Source organism: Pseudoalteromonas sp. US3C1004 (assembly GCF_048401065.1).
GTDB classification, from domain to species: domain Bacteria; phylum Pseudomonadota; class Gammaproteobacteria; order Enterobacterales; family Alteromonadaceae; genus Pseudoalteromonas; species Pseudoalteromonas undina.
Genome location: NZ_CP183073.1, coordinates 3,105,178 through 3,122,333, shown reverse-complemented (window position 1 = coordinate 3,122,333; position 17,156 = coordinate 3,105,178). Strand labels below are relative to the sequence as shown.

The window sequence follows — 17,156 nt, the reverse complement described above, 5'->3', positions numbered from 1 at the left end:
ACCATTAAATTTAATAATATGTTTTTTATAGGAACTAAAATGAGTATTAAGCTGCTTTTAAAAATTATGCTGACCACTGTGTTTGCTGCGGTATTGACACAAACGGTGCAAGCTCAACAGTACAAGGTTGAGTTTGAACCACAGCGAGCTGAGCTTGAACAGCAAATTACTGGTGATGAATTTAATGACTATTTAGTTAGTGCAAAAGCAGGTGAAATTCTGAATGTGACCCTGACTCCTTCAAATTTAAGTAACTACTTTAATATTTTGCCCTTAGACAGTAATGAAGCCGTATTTATTGGCTCAATAGAAGGGCATGAAGCTAAATATCAACTCAGCACAGATGGAGATTATGTTGTGCGAGTTTATTTAATGCGTAATGCAGCGAGACGTGGTGAAACAAGCGATTATAAGTTAACCATTATTAAACATGCAGATGTAGCCGTGCCTGTAAAAACTATGCACCCAAGCTGGGATAGCGATGGCGATGGAATAAATGATTGTGAAAACGATGGCAGCTGTGACCACACTATTGATTATACAAAACCAAAAACGGTCAATTAATTGACCGTTTTATATAATTCGAAAGCAAAATTAGATTATTAGTCTAGCTTTACTGAACCAGAGATATTATCGATGCTAACATCGCCAGAGCCTGCTTCTGTAATAGTTAGCCCTTTAGCGTGATTAACGCGAATATCGCCAGAGCCATCTTCAATAGTTACGCTTGAGTCAATATGTTCAATCAGCATATCTCCAGAGTTATCGTCTACGGTAACTGCGCCATTAATATGCTTGATAGTTATGCCGCCCGAGCCATCTTCAACGTTTAATGCGCCTGTTACATTAGTGACTTGCATTTCACCAGAGCCATCTTCAATTGCGACATTACCACTGACATTATCAATATCAATGCTACCTGAACCATCATTTAATGCTAAATCACCGACTACATTTTTTACGTAAATACTGCCCGAGCCATCGTCAATATTTAAGTTTTTAGCACTATTAATATCAATACTGCCAGAGCCATCTTTTACATCAATATTGCTTTGCATCGCGTTAATAACAATATCGCCTGAGCCGTCGTTAATATCTAAATTTAGCTTGTTAGGTACAGTGACCACTAAATCAATACTTGGTGATTGACCGCTGTAAAAGGTAATTCCAGTATTACTTTTGTTTTGTGCAACAAGCTTTGCTTGTGTACCGTTTTGCTCGAGTGTGAGTTCGTATTCATCGTCAATGTCGGCAGTGTATATAGTGGCGTTAACACTAATACTGGTTGCTGTTGATGAGCCTGTTATTTTAAGTGAACCTGCGCCGCTTAGTACGTCTAGGTATTCAAGGTTATTGCTAGGTAATGTAAGTTGTTGTGTTTGTTTTACCGACGCAACGCTAGGCGATATATGAAATACACAACCGCTGAGTAATAAAATACCGCTAATTAGTGAAACGGGCTTAGTGAAGTTGAATAGAGTTGATGCGCTCATGTTTAGTCCTTTGATATTGATTATTTTAGTTAATATACAAAGTATAGAGCAAAAATGAGACCGAAATGTAAGTTATTGTTTTATATGAAATGACAGTGATTGCTAAAAAGATAAAATGCCAAAATATGGTGAAAAAGACTAAATGTTAATAAAAAGGATGCGCGATGCATCCTTTTGTAATTACTCTATTTTTAATTGATGTTTACTTAAAAGCTATAAGTAATGTTACCGTATAAAAAGCGCCCATCTAAACTGTAGGGTGTATAAGGCGTGTATGGAAATATTTGCCCAAAGTTAGAGTAGCCAATGTTATCTACCGTTGCTTGTGGATACTGATCAAATAGGTTATTTGCACCGACTGCAAACTTCCACGCATCGTTAGGGCGATAAGCAACTTCTAAATCAGTGATCCATTTGGCATCTAAATATTCATCACCATCGCTGGTAGTTGAAATATCTGCCACTTCCCCATAGCGAGTTGCACGCAAGGTTGTTTGCCATTGGTTAAAGCTCCAAACGGCTGATAGATTTAGCTTGTTATCGGGTGTGCCTTGCTCAAAGCGACCGACTTCACGACGGGCAAATACCACGTAGTCATCACCTAGAGAATTTAGCTCACTTGGATTTGCATCAACATGAGTTATTTCGGTGTCATTAATGTTTGCTGCTGCGTTTAAGCGCAGATCACCCAATGTATTTAAATCAAGCGTGTACGTTGCCACAATATCAACACCTTGTGTGCGCGAATCTATGGCGTTAGTAAAGTAACGCACACTTTCGGTATTTAGCTCGCCCGCACTGGCTAGAATTTGCTGCACAGCGTTACCGCTTAAGTTTTCAGAGAGTACGATCCGGTCATCAATATCAATGCGGTACGCATCAACCGTTAAACTAAAGTTACCTTGGGTATAAACAAATCCAGCGGTAATATTAACCGAGTCTTCGGCATCAAGCTGTTTTGCACCTAATGCTTGCGCTGCAGGGGCTGAGCTTGGAAATAAGCCAACTTCAAAAGGCTGGTTATTTTCAAGAATAGTCGATATTTGACGGTACGAGCTTTGTGCAAGTGACGGCGCACGAAACCCAGTACTGGCAGCACCACGTAATGATAGGTTGTCGGTAATACTGTAACGCGTGGCTAATTTTGAAGTAAATGTGTTACCAAAATCGCTGTAATCTTCATAACGACTGGCTAAAACTACATTCCACTTATCAGTTAAATAAGTGTCAAATTCAGCAAATACGGCAACATTATGACGGCTTTCGTTAGTTGCGCTTTGTGGTCCAAAACCAGGAAGCACTTGCGCGCCGCCAGCAGCAATTGGGTTGCCGTTGTCATCAAGTGCAGTAATATAAGAAGCTTCTTCACCTTGCTCTATTTTATAGCTTTCACGGCGATACTCAGCACCAATAGTGAAAAACACATCATCAGGTAGGCCAAAATCAACGGTAGTATTTGCATCAAAGTTAACTAAAAGTTGATCGTAAATCATGGCGCCATTATCAAACTCAGTTTGGCTATTAGTACCTAGCGAAGTATTTAGGCTATTTACAACCCCTAAGCCAAAGTCATTTCGACCATAGTTAGTGCTTACATCCCACACCCAGTCGCCACTATCGCCTTGTAAACCAAGTGCCAGCGAGTAATCTTTTACGTCCGTAGCAATTTGTGGCAAAAAGCCATTGGGGTATAGCTCTAAAACATTGCGGCTGTCTTTTGCACGGCGGTAAAATCCGCCAGAGTTACCTTCACGTTCAGAATAGCTACCAAACGAATAAACATTAAAGCCGTTATCTAAGTCGTATCCCATGTTATAAAACAACGCGTAATCTTCAAGCTCAGCTTTACCAAAACGATGATTATAGCGGTTGATTGTAAATTCGCGTGGGTCTAGGCTGCCATCATCTAGGCGGCTGTATTGTTCGCGCGGATCAAAACCAGAGCGTTGAGTTGAGTCGTTATCACGGTATTCAATCGAGACGTTTAAAAAGCCATTGTCTGCCAGTGAAAAACCAGAATTTGCGCTAATTGTGCGGGTATTACCGTCGTTAACTTGACGATCGTCGCCTAAATTAAAAGCAAGGTTACCGTTCTCATCAGCATAAGTGCTATTTAGTTGTGGTACACCGGCCATTTGGCTGTCGTATTGGCCATAAGTTACGCTAACACTACCGCCTTCGGTTGCATCTTTTAAAACAATATTGATTACACCCGCAATGGCGTCAGAACCATATTGTGCTGCTGCCCCATCACGTAGTACCTCAACACGCTTAATTGCAGAGGTGGGGATCATGTTTAAATCAACCGCGGTAGAGCCGCGACCAACCGTACCGCCTAAGTTTAATAACGCACCAGAGTGGCGACGTTTACCATTAATAAGCACTAGAGTGTGATCAGGTGCAAGGCCTCTTAAAACCGCTGGGCGAGCATGATCGGTACCATCAGACAGTGTGGCACTTGGGTAGTTAAAGCTTGGTACTTGGTTAGCGAGCACTTGGCTGATTTCAAGTTGACCTGTGCTTGCCATATCGTCGCTGCTAATAATATCCACAGGCACGGTACTTTGCGCAATACTTCGTAAGCTGCGGCGCGTGCCTGTTACTGAAATTACTTCGATATTCTCTTCCACTTGGTTAGTTTGCTCAGCCGCATTCGCAACTGAAAAAGAGGCGCTAAGTGCGGTGGTAATAGCCAAGCTAAGTGCTAATTTTTTATTAGCTGATAAATGCTGAAAAGTCATTAAGCGTGCCTTGAAGATTTTGAAAAGTGCGCATCATATAGAAGCGGCTAGTGCACCGCAAAGATCTAAATTGACTATGTTATTCAACTATTTTTATAAAAAGAAGTGATCCTAATACTAGGCTAAAATGAGGATAGAGCGAAAAGTGAAAAATATTAAGAATATGCCGATTTATGCAGAGAAAATGGCAGACTAAGTGATAAAAAAAGGCCAAACTATTTGCTTGGCCTAATAAATAATATTTAATAATTACTCAGGTGCTACTTCAAGGGTTGTAAATAGTGCATAGCGACCTACGTCTACGCCAGCTTCATTAACTGTTACTTTTTGAGACGTTTCAATTAGGTATAAACCAGGGTGTTGCCAAGTAGTGGCAAAAAAACCGTCTTTATCTGTGGTTACTTTAATCTCACCACGGCTATTACGGTAACGTGTATCACCTTTTAAAATACTTATTTCAATCCCTTCGCCAACCGGCTTGCCATCGCTTAGTAGTTGAAAGCGTGCTTGCTCACCAACAAATAGATCGTTTGGATGGGTTGGGCCGCTTAGCTCTAGGCCTTGACCTAATAGTGCCGGTTTAGACGTGCCATTATGGCTAACAAAGGTATCAACAGTAGAGATGGTTTTAATTGTGGTGATATCGCTGGCGTCTTTAGGTAAGTTGGCATCATCTTTTTTGGCGAATACGCGGCTTCGCTCACCTGCTGCATTTTTGTAAAATGTCATGTACATAGGTTTTTGCGTCATCGCAATATGATAAGTGCCTTGTTGCTGAAGTTTTACTGCAGCAGAGCTTTTGCGTTTTAGGTAATAGGCACGAATGGTATCGGTAACTTGCTCGCCATTTGGGGCAAGTGCCATAAGCAGAGTATCGTCGTACTCTGCGCCTTTTGTGCTTGGACGAAATGCTTTATCAGGTGCAAAAATTTCGTTAGAAATACTTGCGTCAATCATAACGTAATGCGCTTTATCGCCAGAAAGCGAAGTGTGCGAAGGTAGTAACCAACGGGCATGTGCGCTTGCCGCTGTTGATACAAGCGCCGATAAACTCAGTGCGCCTATTAATGCAATTTTTGATAAATTAACGTTCATTATTTTTCCTTTAAATTTGAATGATAAGTAGGGCTACCTAGCGCTTACAGTGACAAAGCTGGTCGCAAATTCGTTTTTACCTTCAATAGTTATTTTCTCTGATTGGGTTAAATCAAGCTCAATGCGGCTGTAATCACGGCCACCTTCTTCGCGCACAACTTCAATATTAAGTAGGTATTTACCGGGCGTTACAGGGTTACAGTTTAGATCGTTGCCATCCCAACTAATTGTATATGTGCCGGCACGCTTGGTTGCGCCGCTGACACCATCAAACTGAGCATTACCTTTACCGGCTTTGCGCCACCATTGGCGTAGATCTTTAAACCATTCTGCTTTTTGAACCCATAGTGCAAGCGTTGTTACGTGTTTGCGCTCTGGTGTTTCCAGCCATACAGCAACATAAGGTCGGTGGTAAGGTTGCACGTTTAAATCGGCGAGGGTTAATTCAACTTCTAACCTTGGCGATTGTGCATGAGCATTAATTTGAAATAGCGCGGCAACTAACAGCGTGATGCTTAGCCATGGTTTAATTTTAAACATTAAGACACTCCTTTTATTTGTGGTACCCAACACAGGTAAATAACGATAGGTGTTGCTACACCTAATGCGGTTATCCATATTCCTGCTAAGCGTTTTTTTCTATTTTGAAATAAAATAATCATGCCGGTGATGGCAAATAGGATCATCAGCACTGCTGATATATCAATAACCCAGCTCCATACTTCACCGCTGTAACGACCTTTATGTAGGTCGCCAATTACACTTAAAAACCCCCCAGTTTGATAATCGAGTAACAATTCGCCACTAATAAAATCAAATTCTGCGTAGGCGTAGCCTGCTGGTAATGGATAGTCGAGCATGATCAGTGAATCTTGCTTTTCCCATTCAATGCTTTTTACTTTATTCAGCCCATATTGCTTGGCTAGGTAAGCTTCTATTTGGGGATAAATAGTAGGTAGTGTATTTAATTCTGTTTGTGCTTTTACAAGTAGTTCAGCTGGAATTGCTGCGGTAATTTGGCCGTTGTTTTTATCGTTTTTTAACCAGTCAACATGATTTAGCACTATGCCGCTTACACAAAATAGAATAAGTAAAAAAAACAAAGCGGTAGAAATATAGATATGTAAAGCACGACTCGTACTATATAAAGCGCGTTTATTAACAAAGGGCATAAAAGGTGCAGATTTAATTAATTTGTACGGATGATAATGATTTGCATTAGCTGTTACAAATTTATTTACCAAACTTTACACTTTATTTTGCTTATATCGAACGTATTAGTTTTTAGGTGGAGTTGAGGGCTTAGAAATTAAGTAAGTCAAAACCAGCACTTCAACAACAGCAACTAGGACAATAACCCAAGAAGGAGAGCTGCTGTATAATAAAAATATAAAGCCTATTAGCATACCTATGCCCGCAAACCATTTAGCTTTTAGTGGCACGACCTTGTGGCTGTGCCAATGGCGCAAAGTCGCGCCATAACGAGGGTGTTCGAGTAACCAAGTCGCAAGCTTTGGCGATGAACGTGTAAAACATGCTAATGCCAAAATAAAGAAAATAGTGGTGGGCATAACAGGTAATAAAATGCCAATAATCCCCAAACCAACTAACGCTAACCCTAATAGTTGGTATCCCGCATTCTTATATGCGACTAAAGCGACCTTTAAATTCATGAATAGACATGCGCCTGAAAAAGTTGGAATCGAGTAAACGCTTGGCGTGCACCATTGATCAATGCTCGCTCTTGTGTGTCATTTAGCTCAATACTATCAATTAATTGTACTAGATGACGCCAGTCACTGCCACGACCTGCACCAGGGCCTGATAAATAACGGGCACCATACTTTTTTGTTAACAGTAGTCTAGCTTGCGCTTGTTTGCCTAGCATTGCAGCGCCAACTTTTGACCCTTCTACTACATAAAGCCAGCCCAGCGCTGTTGCTAAGTCAGTCTCGTTGCTAATTAATGAAGTGAACGCTGATGCAGGCACTGGGTATTCAAGATCTTGAAAGTCTTGCTCAAGCATATTTAAACGTCGGCGCGCTGCTAAATTTTCAATGACCATATTTAATTCGCTGTGGTCATAAAGCGCAGACACATCATTTAAAAAATAATATTGTAACGTTAAAAACTGGATATAGTTTTCAGTGTTTGCAAATGGGTCTTTATCCATAATGCTTTTATCTATGTTGTCATGTACGTCAGCTGTACTGGCTTTTAATTGTAATGCACGAGAGGGGGCTAAAGTGGTGCTAGTCATGTTGACTCCTAGTTATGACGGTTTAAGTAAAAGTGGGCTAAGTGAATAGCCCTAATTAGCTATAGCTTTATCTCTAGCCCCAAAGTTACAGTTCTGCCTGGCTCTGGCATGGCAACAATTGAACCGGATGACACTATGTATCTATCTGTGAGGTTAGTGATTGTGGTAAATCCGCTGAACATATCGTTAAACTTATAGTTCGCGTAAAAATCGAGTTGATAACTTGCTGGAATTTTACTAACTGCCTTGGCACCAGTACCGCTTAAAAATCCTGCAGGGTGCTGTTTATCAGAATGCCCTTTATAAGTGAAGCCGATGTCCAGTTGATCATCAATGAAAGTGCTCCCAAAGCCAACAACAAGGTTTCGTTTAGGAGGAATACGAAGGGGCGTTAAACTGCCTGAAAAACCTTGACCGTTACAGCGATCAACTTGCTCAATATTACTAATTAAGGCAGAACAGATTTTTATATTAGTGTAATTGGTATATGAAACTGTGCTGTAAAATAAATCACTTTGGTAATTTAGATTAAGCTCAATACCTGGTAACTCAAAGCTATCGTAATTGGTGAATGTATATTTTGTAGTTTGCCATGGTTCAGCATCCGGATCTTTATTTGGCAATTGTGCGGTTGCTAACATGTGTTCAATACGAGTGTCGAAATAGCTAGCGGATAGCGTTAGACGATCCCCTTTAATTAACGCATTACTAAAATGGCTTTCAATACCTAATTCAAAGGTGTTGCTGTTTTCAGGTATAACAGGGTAATCAGACGAGTAGGTAAATACTTCATTTGAAATAGTCGTCTCGTAGATATTCGGCATTCGATACGCTTTGCTGTACTTTGCTTTTAGCGTGGTGTTATCAAATACATTGTAATGAAGCAGTGCTGTAAAATCTGTTTTTGGCGAAAACTTTATTGCATGCTCCCCTTGATGGTCATGCGTACTAGAATCATGATGGTTTAGGTTCAAGGTTAACTCAATGGGATCGAAATCAAACTGGCCATTTACAAACACACTGCGAACAGTTTGTTTGCCGTCACGAGAGGTGGTTTTATCTGTGTAAAAATACTCCAGTGCTCCTGCTTTAGGTTTTAGTACCTCGTTTTGCCAAGAAGCGCCATACATTAATACTGTGGGGATTGAAGAAACAGTAAAAGCAGCGCTGTTATAAATTCCGACACCGTGGCGTTGGTTGCTGTATTCGTGAAAGTATTGCAGTGCATTAGGGCCTAAATTACTGGCCAAGGCGTTATACTGTTGTAACTTTGCGTTGGTTGTCCATGCGTTGATCTTCAAATCGACTAATGGATTATTCGTGGGTAGAAAGCGATAAAGCAAGCTTGCGCTATTAATCAGCGCTGTACCAGGCTGCCATTGTGGCATGGTTTCTATGTTAGCGGGTATTGTGCCATATTCACCATCAGGGAGTATCCAAAAATCCCCTTCGCGTTGCTTGAACCAGTATGAGGCCAACATTTCACCCGCTTGTTGCTGGTGATGACGAGTATTTAATTCAATGTCATGTTCATCGTTAAAAGCATACTGTACTTTTGCAAGGTAGGATTCGCTTTCAAAGCTGGTATTTACTACTTCACCGTGTTGATTAACAGGGGGTAATACTTGGCCCCAATCATACGTTTCAACAAAGTTTTCAAAGCCGTGTTTACCAGCAAAATAGTTACCTGTTTTTTTATCACTATAGGCAAGCACAGCATTTAATTGATCCGTTTTAAATGCACCTGCGAGTAAAATACCGCCATTATCAAAGTCACTAGTGCTATTGTGGTTACTCACCTGATAGTACTGTTGCTGCCATGGGTTATCGGAGACTGTAGGTGTGTGATTATTGTTATACGTTTTAAGTTTAATCAACGCGCCAACGCTTTGATCCTTTGTCAGAATATCAGTGGTGTTGAGTGTTCTGATATTAACTGTTCCGCCAATTGCGCCAGCACTAAATGCGCCACTTTTTGCTGTTGTACCCTTTTCAACGGCAACAGTACTAATAAAATCTGAGTCGATGTAGGTTCTATCTGAGGTGCCCATGTACCCACGGTTTGTGTGGGTGGACTGCAAGCTCCCATCAATAAAAATAGGCACTCGACCTTCACCTTGAACACCACGAATACCAATATCGAGTGCGCCAGCTTCGTTACGTAAATTATTTGCGTCGATGCCGGTAAACGTTGAGAAAATATCTGAATTTGAACTGCCTTTACTGCGTTCGAGCTGGTGGCGGTCTAATTGAATTTTGTTGCCACTTACAACAATGACTTCGATGTTTTCAGGGATATCTTTATGGGCATGCTTATTCGCTTTTTTATTGTGCAAATCACGCTTATTTTGTTGTTTTGTTTCTTTTATAGCACCATTTTTCTGGATAATAATGCTGTTATTGACAATTTTTGCACTGAGGCCAGTTTCTTCTAATGTAAATGTTAAAGCGCCTATTAGTGTTTTTTGTCCATAAATTGCTGGTGCTTTTAGCTCTCGCAATAAAGATGCATCTGCAATGAGATTCATATTTGCTTGCTCAGCGAGCAAATTAAGTGAAGTACTCAAAGGTTGTTGAGCAATATTAAACGTTACTATAGTGGAGGTACTTTGAGCTGTTGTGGGAAAGCTAACAGCAACCCCTAAAGCTAAGGCGATGGGAGATAGTTTAATACCGTAACGAGTTATTGTATTCATTGCAATTGTTCCATATAAAGCAAAGTTGTTTATATGAAAACGAATGATAATGAGAATCCCTCAATAAAAAGATTATTTATTTTTAAGAATTGTCCGCCTTACTTATAATAACTTGATTATTTTCGCGTTTAATTTCAACAGGGAGCACGTGTGGTAATAGGTTTAGAAAGTTATCAAGTTGAACAGCTGAAAATGTCCCAGATACTTTTAGCGCAGCAACTCGATCATCGGAGAACGTAAACTCTGTGTCATGATAACGGTTAAATTCAGCACATACTTCCACAAGCGGTGCGTTACTAAAAACTAATCGGCCACTACGCCATGCATCAACAAGTGTAGGGTCTATTGTTTGCACATCCATTCCAAGCTCGTTAAATACAACGTGCTGTCCTTGTACTAACTCAATTAGGTGGTGGTTGTTTTGTATCTTTACCCTTCCATGTTCGACGCTGATACGCGTGCTATGCTTTTTTTTATCAACGCTGAAGCGAGTGCCCAGTACGGTGATTTTTGTATCATCAGTGCTAACAATAAAAGGACGCTGTAAGTCACTGGCCACATTAAAAAATACACGCCCTTGAACGAGTTTGTTTTTACGTGAGTTAGGGTTAAAGTCGAGTGAAATTTGTGTTTTTGCATCTACGCTTAGCTGGGAACCATCGGGTAGAGCAATATCAAATTGTTCACCTCGGTTTGATTTATAATGAGCAGTATACTGGGTGGGCGATACTTCATTTGGCCACAACTGATACCCGGTAATAGTGAGCATTAAACAGGCAGCACATGCTGCTATAGCCCATGTAGATAAAAATCTTTTAGGTTTTGGTGTATTGAGTTGTTCAATTTCATGTTCACTAAATTGCGTTAATAGCCGTTCAACCTGCACACTTTCTTGGTAAGCGGTTTGATGCGCCTTACTGGTATTGAGCCATTGAATAAAAGCCTTTTTTTGTGATGCAGTTAACCCAACTTTTTGTTTTTCAAGCCAAGTATTTGCTTGCAGTTGCAATTGTGTTTGCTGACGGTCCATTGCTTATATTCCCGTGGTTATTTTTTTATTGTATTGCGACATGCCAGCATAGCGATGGCTAAATGTTTTTCAACCATACTGACAGAAATCCCCATCTGATCTGCAACTTGTTGGTACGTTAGGTTTTTAAATTTATATAGTACAAAGGCTTGTTTAGTTTTTTGAGGTAATTGCTCAATACACCTATAAAGCAGACTGAGTTGTTGTTGGCTTGCCAGCTTTGCTTCGGGTTCATAATCGCTAGGTGCGATTAACTCTTGCTTAACAGGGTCTGTAACGGCGTAATTACGGCGATAGTTATCAATAACGATGTGTTTAGCCGTTTTGAAAAATAAAGCCCGTTGCTGGGATGTGTCATGCTCAGGGTTGCGTTTACGGTAGCTTAATAAGCGTGTGTATGCTTCTTGAACGATGTTTTGCGCTTTATCTTTGCATCCAATCGAGCGAGCAATATAACTTAATACTTCAGCGTAATAGCGTTCCAAGGCGCACCAATTTAAGGTTTCTAAAAAGGGGGTGGATACTAACGTCAACCAATGCAAATGGCAATAGTTTTCATTTGCGTTTGTGTTTTTTAAAGCAGCTATTTGATTTAAGTTCAGCCCAGTATGGCTACTGGGCTGAGGAGAGAGTTAAAAGTAATAGCCTAAATTAATATTAAACCGGCGCTCGGTATCGCCATCACCAATAATGGTACCGCCAATAAAGGGTTGATTGCGGGCTTGTACAAAATCAACATAACTAAAGAACCCCCCAGCAGTAATGCTCATACCGGTTACATTCATCCAAGTATTGGCGCTATTATCTGATTTGTTGTAGATGATCCCATAGTCGTTATAAAACTGTAGGTTGGTAACTGGACCCCATTCTAGTGCGTAGTCGTAGGCAACATTAAAGTTGGTCATTGTAGCTTGGCTCGACACGCTATCGAAGTAATTGTAGGCACCCACTGCAAAGCGGTTGCTGCCATCATCTAAGTCGTAGTCGTATTCGCCGTGTTGAAATTGAATGTTCCAGTTATTAATGTTGCTGTTTAAATGAACAGCCCACGCACTGTAATTACCTGCGCGGTCTTCACCATCATGTAGTCCGCCGCTGAGTAACGATACACCTAAATCTGTGGTTATATTTTTACTGTGCTTAAGTTGATAAGTGGCGCGACCGGCAAAGGTGTTGTATTCACCAAGTTGCTTTGTAGGCTCGGCATAGGTACCTTCATCTGCAGGGCGACTGCCAATAATATCGTAAGAGTAACGATGGTTTTTATCTGATGCTGAGCCATCAACTCCGCCAAGTTCATCGTTTTTAAAAAAGCCAAGATCAAGTGTCCAGTTGTCTTTAAGCTTACGCTTAGCAACTACCCCTAAATCAAAGTCATCTTCTAGGCCAACATAGTAGTTAGTGCTAAAAAAGTAGCTGTGAGAATTGTAAGGACCATTACCAAACGGTACGGCGGTTATACCGGCTTGGCCTTCCCAGCCATCAGTAAATTCATACCCTAAGTAAGCGTATTTCACTACTGTCATGTAATCGTAAAAGCGTACTTCACCATTGACTGAAATATCATTAATTTCACCAGAGACATTTAAACGGAAAATATCAAAATCAAAGTCGCCACCGCGATCTTCATTGTCATCATCGTAAGAGTTAATGCCATAGTTAGCGCGAATGGCACCCCCTATCTTTATTCCTGATGATTGCTGTTCAGGCTTTGCAGCTTCATCAGTTAGTTGCTGAGCTTTTTTTTCAGTGAGTTTGCTTTCAAGCTTTTCTACTTGTTGCTTTAACTGCGTTAATTGGCTTTGGAGAGGTTGAAGATTTGATGCATAAGAATTACTAGCAACACCACCTAAAATTAAGGCGAGTGTTAGTTTTGAGAGTTTAGTCATAATAGCCGTTTTGATTGTGATTAAAAAATAAAGGCGCAAAAATGCACCTCTTAGTGTGGAAAAAGGGGAAAATGGCAGGCTAATTTAGTTTATTGTTTTTATACTGCGTTTTATTCTTTAGGGGTTTGAAACAGTGCGCCTACTTCTAAAAGTGGGGAGGCGTCTAGCTTATCTGCATCCATCATTGCGGCAATACGCTGCATTGATGAAAGGAGTAAACTCTGTTCCCATTCAGCAAGTGCTGAAAATTTTTCGATAAAATGCTCTTGTAATGGCTGTGGTGCTTTTTCGAGTAGTTCTTTACCTTGTTCGGTAAGGTATAAGCTGACTCGGCGCTTATCCATTTGACTGCGAACACGTGTTACTAAGTTTTTACTCTCGATTCGGTCAAGAATATTAGTAACCGTTGCTGGGCTTAAGTTGACGTTTTGCGCAATACGGCTGGCGGTAATACCATCAGTTTGAGACACTTCCTGCATGATAAGCAGTTGTGGCCCTGTTAAACCCGCTGTTTTATTAAGTTGCTTTGAATGTAAGTCAATCGCACGGATCACCTTGCGTAAAGAAACTAGTAACTCGTCATATTTTTGCATTTGTTTGTCTCATGGAAGGCGAATCATTTGCCGTAATCATGAAATGTTACACATCAAATAAATTGAATTCAAATGATATATACCATTTAACACCGCTATTATTGGTTTTTATTAATTTGAGCAGTAATTAAAATAGTATTTATTATCTTTAATTTATTAAATGTTCATAACATTCTGTTTGCTAAGGTTGCGCACCTTACGTAGGTTAAAAGCGATACGCAAGCCACAGATGTAAAACTTTAGTCGTAATTTAGCCATTGATGTGGCATAAAAGTATAGTAACTAACTCAATTTAAATAACTATTCTATGTAGCTTATGCTTTAAGCATGCATTATTGTTTGTGTACAAGTAACCTGTACTCAGGTTAAGTATTAGAAATTAGTCTCAGTGTTAAAGGAAATAAAATGCAATTATCACCCTCAGTATGTATTGAGCGTACACATAGCGGTTTAGAATTTATTAGTATTAATAGTCGCCAATGTGAGGCGAAAATATTTTTACAAGGTGGGCAAATAACTGAGTTTACACCCAAAGGTAAATTGCCATTATTGTGGGTGTCTGGGGATGAAACCTTTAGCGAGGGGAAAAGTATTCGTGGTGGCATTCCTATTTGCTGGCCTTGGTTTGGGCAACATGAAAATTCGGACTTCCCCGCGCATGGCTTTGCCCGTACGCATGTATGGCAAGCCGATGAAGTACATGAAACCGACAGCGAGGTTACTGTGAGCCTTAAATTACCAATGAAGCAGGTAGATTCTACTTTTTGGCCGCATCAGTCGTCATTACGGGTTGAGTTTATCTTATCAGAGCAATTAGAGGTGCGTTTAACCACCTGTAATTTAGGCAACGTACCATTTAGTTATACACAAGCACTGCATACTTACTTTCCAACAGAAGATATTAATAATACCCGAGTGGCAGGGCTGCAAGGGGCGCAATATATAGAATTTGGTCAAGGGCCTCATCAGCAAAATGACGTGGTCGACTTTTCCCGTGAAACCGATATGGTTTATACCCAAGCCGCAGCAGTTCAAACAATTGATACTCCTCAGGGGATGATCAGTGTTAGCAGAGAAAACTCGCAGTCGTGCGTACTATGGAATCCATGGATTGAAAAATCAAAGCGGCTATCAAATTTTGCCGATGATGATTATAAAAGCATGTTATGCCTAGAAGCTGCGAATGTGCTTGAAGATGCGGTTACGCTTGAGCCTAAACAAAGTCATACCTTAGTGACAACAATAAAGTGGCTTGGCTAAGTCCAATGGAGCAAAGTGTGTTTACTAATCAACAAATAACCGATCTACCGCAACATAAAAGCATAGTGTTTGAGCCGCTTGCCGATAAAGCGTTATTGCATGCACAATTGAATTGGTTGTTATTTTTCATTCCTTTTTGCTTAGTGCTAGCGGTTGTTTGTTATTTTAATACAGATTTTGCTGCCATGGCGCAAGGTTACTTATTGGTTGCTGTTCCGCTATTAATTTTACTTTGTATGCTATCCAGCGTGTTCAGTATTAAATTACAAGGCAGTGCATTGCGTACCCACGATATAGCATTTAAAAAGGGTATTATTTGGCAGCAGGTAACTATTTTACCGTTAGCACGAGTGCAGCATATTGAAATACATCGTGGGCCAATAGAGCGAAAACTGGGTTTAGCCAGTTTAAGGCTTTACAGCGCAGGGGGGATGAGTGCTGATTTACAAATTAGCGGTCTGACCCACGAAAAGTGCAAAAATATCCGTCAGTTTGTACAAAGCTATCGCCACGATGAAACCACGAGTGAGGTTGCTGCCAGTGAGTGTTGATGCTACGCAAATGACGCCACCTTCACTTAATTGGCAAAAAGTGTCGCCCTGGGCATTGGCTTATTTTGTGATGCATTTTAGTGTTCGCTTTGTCAAAGACGGCTTATTTAATTTACTGCCTGTGTTAGTGGTATTTGTTACCCAGGTAGAAAATAAACTATTTTGGGGGCAAGTTGCGCTCGCGATTGCTTTGACTTCATTGCTTGCTTATTGTTTTTTGTATTACCGTAGTTTTCGTTTTTGTATTACTGACGAGCATGAAATTTTACTAAATAAAGGCGTATTTAAAAAAGAGCGACTCACCTTAAAGTTTTCTCGAGTGCAAAATGTAAACATAGCTGAGCCCTTTTATTTTACTCCAGTAGGTTTAGTTAATTGCATTTTTGATGCTGCCGGCAGTGTTGCCCAAGAAGCGGTATTGCCGGGAGTAACCAGCGGTTATGCCCAGCAAATGCGCAAACAAGTATTTGACTACAAAGCACAGCAGCAACCATCAGCAGAAGTAGCTGACACAGCGCAGTCTCATATTGAAGAGCAGGACGAAAATAGTTTATTCATTTCAAATAAAGAAATAGCTAAGTTTGGTTTAATGTCGAACATGGCCATTTTAGCGCTTGCCGCTATTGCCCCTTTTATGAATGTGGCCATCGATTTTTTAGAGCAGCAGTTTATAACAAAAATAGAGGGTTTTTATCAGCAAGAGCTGGGTATGATGGCTAATGCAGCGGTATTTGCAGTAATTACTTTGATTTTTGTATTGGTATTTATAGCGGTGTTTTTATCGGTGACTATGTCGCTCATTCGGTTCTATAATTATCAGCTTTATTTTAAAAATAAAAAATTTAAACGTATTGCAGGGCTGTTAGAACGCCATCAACTATCAATTAGTTTAGATAAAGTGCAATCTATAGTTATTAAGCAAAACCTAATTGCTAGGCTATTGAAACGTTTTACTGTTGAGTGTTTGCAAGCCAGCAGTGGTGGCGCTGCAAGTATGGCGAAAAAGAATAAACAAACCTTAGTGTTACCTGTGCTCACGCAGGAGCAAGTTGATAATGTGTGTCAGTGGATTTACCCATGGTTTGACAGTAAAAAGCTGGCATTCAAGGCGGTAGAAAGGGCATTGTTATATAAAAATATGGTGTTTTATGCCTTGCTACCGAGCGTTGCTTCTGGGTTTTTAATTAGCTTTATGCAACTTAATGTATTAATTCCGTTAGCGTTATTTTTGGTATTAGCTACGTTAGTATTTTTGTCTTATAAACGTTATGGGTATTATCTTCATCAACAAGATGGGCGTTTTTATTTGGTGGTACGCAAAGGTATGATTGGCGTACATTACCGGGTATTTGAGCTGTACAAAGCACAAAGCGCTCGCAGTGTGAGTACCTTTTTTATGCGTCGCTCTGGCTTAAGAAGCCTGTATATACAACTTGCTGCAGGCGGTGCGTATGTCCCATATTTAAAACAGCAAGATGCTGACTTCATTATAGATTTTACACTTATGCAAGCTGAGTCAGACCCTCGTAGTTGGATGTAACTTCCCTT

Annotated in this window: 16 protein-coding genes; 4 read left to right on the top strand and 12 right to left on the bottom strand. The window is 40.3% G+C overall.

Annotation, left to right across the window (positions count from 1 at the left end):
- The first annotated feature begins 39 nt into the window (after positions 1-39).
- Positions 40-564: a hypothetical protein gene (locus ACNSN3_RS14600; protein ID WP_055012354.1), complete on the top strand. Its 525-nt coding sequence runs from the start codon at positions 40-42 to the stop codon at positions 562-564.
- 38 nt (positions 565-602) lie between these two features.
- On the opposite strand, the gene ACNSN3_RS14595 is transcribed toward ACNSN3_RS14600, so the two are convergent.
- The 12 genes from ACNSN3_RS14595 to ACNSN3_RS14540 form a co-directional block, all read right to left on the bottom strand.
- Positions 603-1,493, bottom strand: a complete 891-nt coding sequence (locus ACNSN3_RS14595) for a hypothetical protein (protein ID WP_418607886.1) — start codon at positions 1,491-1,493, stop codon at positions 603-605.
- A gap of 206 nt (positions 1,494-1,699) precedes the next feature.
- A complete protein-coding gene (locus ACNSN3_RS14590; protein ID WP_418607884.1) occupies positions 1,700-4,234 on the bottom strand; it encodes a TonB-dependent receptor plug domain-containing protein in 2,535 nt (844 codons plus the stop codon).
- Between the two features lie 249 nt (positions 4,235-4,483).
- Entirely contained in the window at positions 4,484-5,329 is an 846-nt protein-coding gene (locus tag ACNSN3_RS14585) for a DUF4198 domain-containing protein (RefSeq protein ID WP_138570790.1), read from the bottom strand.
- 33 nt (positions 5,330-5,362) lie between these two features.
- A complete protein-coding gene (locus ACNSN3_RS14580; protein WP_418607881.1) occupies positions 5,363-5,869 on the bottom strand; it encodes a DUF2271 domain-containing protein in 507 nt (168 codons plus the stop codon).
- A complete protein-coding gene (locus ACNSN3_RS14575) occupies positions 5,869-6,501 on the bottom strand; it encodes a PepSY-associated TM helix domain-containing protein (protein ID WP_418609080.1) in 633 nt (210 codons plus the stop codon). The genes ACNSN3_RS14580 and ACNSN3_RS14575 overlap by 1 nt, the downstream gene beginning before the upstream one ends.
- 105 nt (positions 6,502-6,606) lie before the next feature.
- Complete coding sequence (locus tag ACNSN3_RS14570; protein ID WP_054202718.1) at positions 6,607-7,002, bottom strand: YbaN family protein; 396 nt, start codon at positions 7,000-7,002, stop codon at positions 6,607-6,609.
- A complete protein-coding gene (locus ACNSN3_RS14565) occupies positions 6,999-7,589 on the bottom strand; it encodes a biliverdin-producing heme oxygenase (RefSeq protein WP_138623489.1) in 591 nt (196 codons plus the stop codon). The genes ACNSN3_RS14570 and ACNSN3_RS14565 overlap by 4 nt, the downstream gene beginning before the upstream one ends.
- Before the next feature lie 59 nt (positions 7,590-7,648).
- A complete protein-coding gene (locus ACNSN3_RS14560; RefSeq protein ID WP_418607879.1) occupies positions 7,649-10,285 on the bottom strand; it encodes a TonB-dependent receptor domain-containing protein in 2,637 nt (878 codons plus the stop codon).
- Positions 10,286-10,367: 82 nt separating this feature from the next.
- Entirely contained in the window at positions 10,368-11,315 is a 948-nt protein-coding gene (locus ACNSN3_RS14555) for a FecR family protein (protein ID WP_138623491.1), read from the bottom strand.
- Positions 11,316-11,332: 17 nt separating this feature from the next.
- A complete protein-coding gene (locus tag ACNSN3_RS14550; RefSeq protein WP_138596353.1) occupies positions 11,333-11,800 on the bottom strand; it encodes an RNA polymerase sigma factor in 468 nt (155 codons plus the stop codon).
- Positions 11,801-11,947: 147 nt separating this feature from the next.
- A complete protein-coding gene (locus ACNSN3_RS14545; RefSeq protein ID WP_418607877.1) occupies positions 11,948-13,204 on the bottom strand; it encodes a carbohydrate porin in 1,257 nt (418 codons plus the stop codon).
- 110 nt (positions 13,205-13,314) lie between these two features.
- Positions 13,315-13,797, bottom strand: coding sequence for a MarR family winged helix-turn-helix transcriptional regulator (locus tag ACNSN3_RS14540; RefSeq protein ID WP_008112832.1), 483 nt, complete (start codon positions 13,795-13,797; stop codon positions 13,315-13,317).
- A 405-nt stretch (positions 13,798-14,202) separates the two neighbouring features.
- Here ACNSN3_RS14540 and ACNSN3_RS14535 point away from each other — a divergent pair, with 405 nt between their 5' ends.
- Genes ACNSN3_RS14535 through ACNSN3_RS14525 form a run of 3 tightly spaced genes read left to right on the top strand, consistent with a single transcriptional unit; the run spans position 14,203 to position 17,148 of the window.
- Positions 14,203-15,057, top strand: a complete 855-nt coding sequence (locus tag ACNSN3_RS14535) for a D-hexose-6-phosphate mutarotase (RefSeq protein WP_055012351.1) — start codon at positions 14,203-14,205, stop codon at positions 15,055-15,057.
- Positions 15,058-15,062: 5 nt separating this feature from the next.
- The gene (locus ACNSN3_RS14530) at positions 15,063-15,608 is read left to right on the top strand and encodes a PH domain-containing protein (protein ID WP_418607875.1); all 546 of its coding nucleotides are present in this window, start codon (positions 15,063-15,065) and stop codon (positions 15,606-15,608) included.
- A gap of 10 nt (positions 15,609-15,618) precedes the next feature.
- On the top strand, positions 15,619-17,148 hold the full coding sequence (locus ACNSN3_RS14525) for a PH domain-containing protein (RefSeq protein WP_418609078.1): 1,530 nt from the start codon (positions 15,619-15,621) through the stop codon (positions 17,146-17,148).
- The last annotated feature ends 8 nt before the right edge of the window (positions 17,149-17,156 follow it).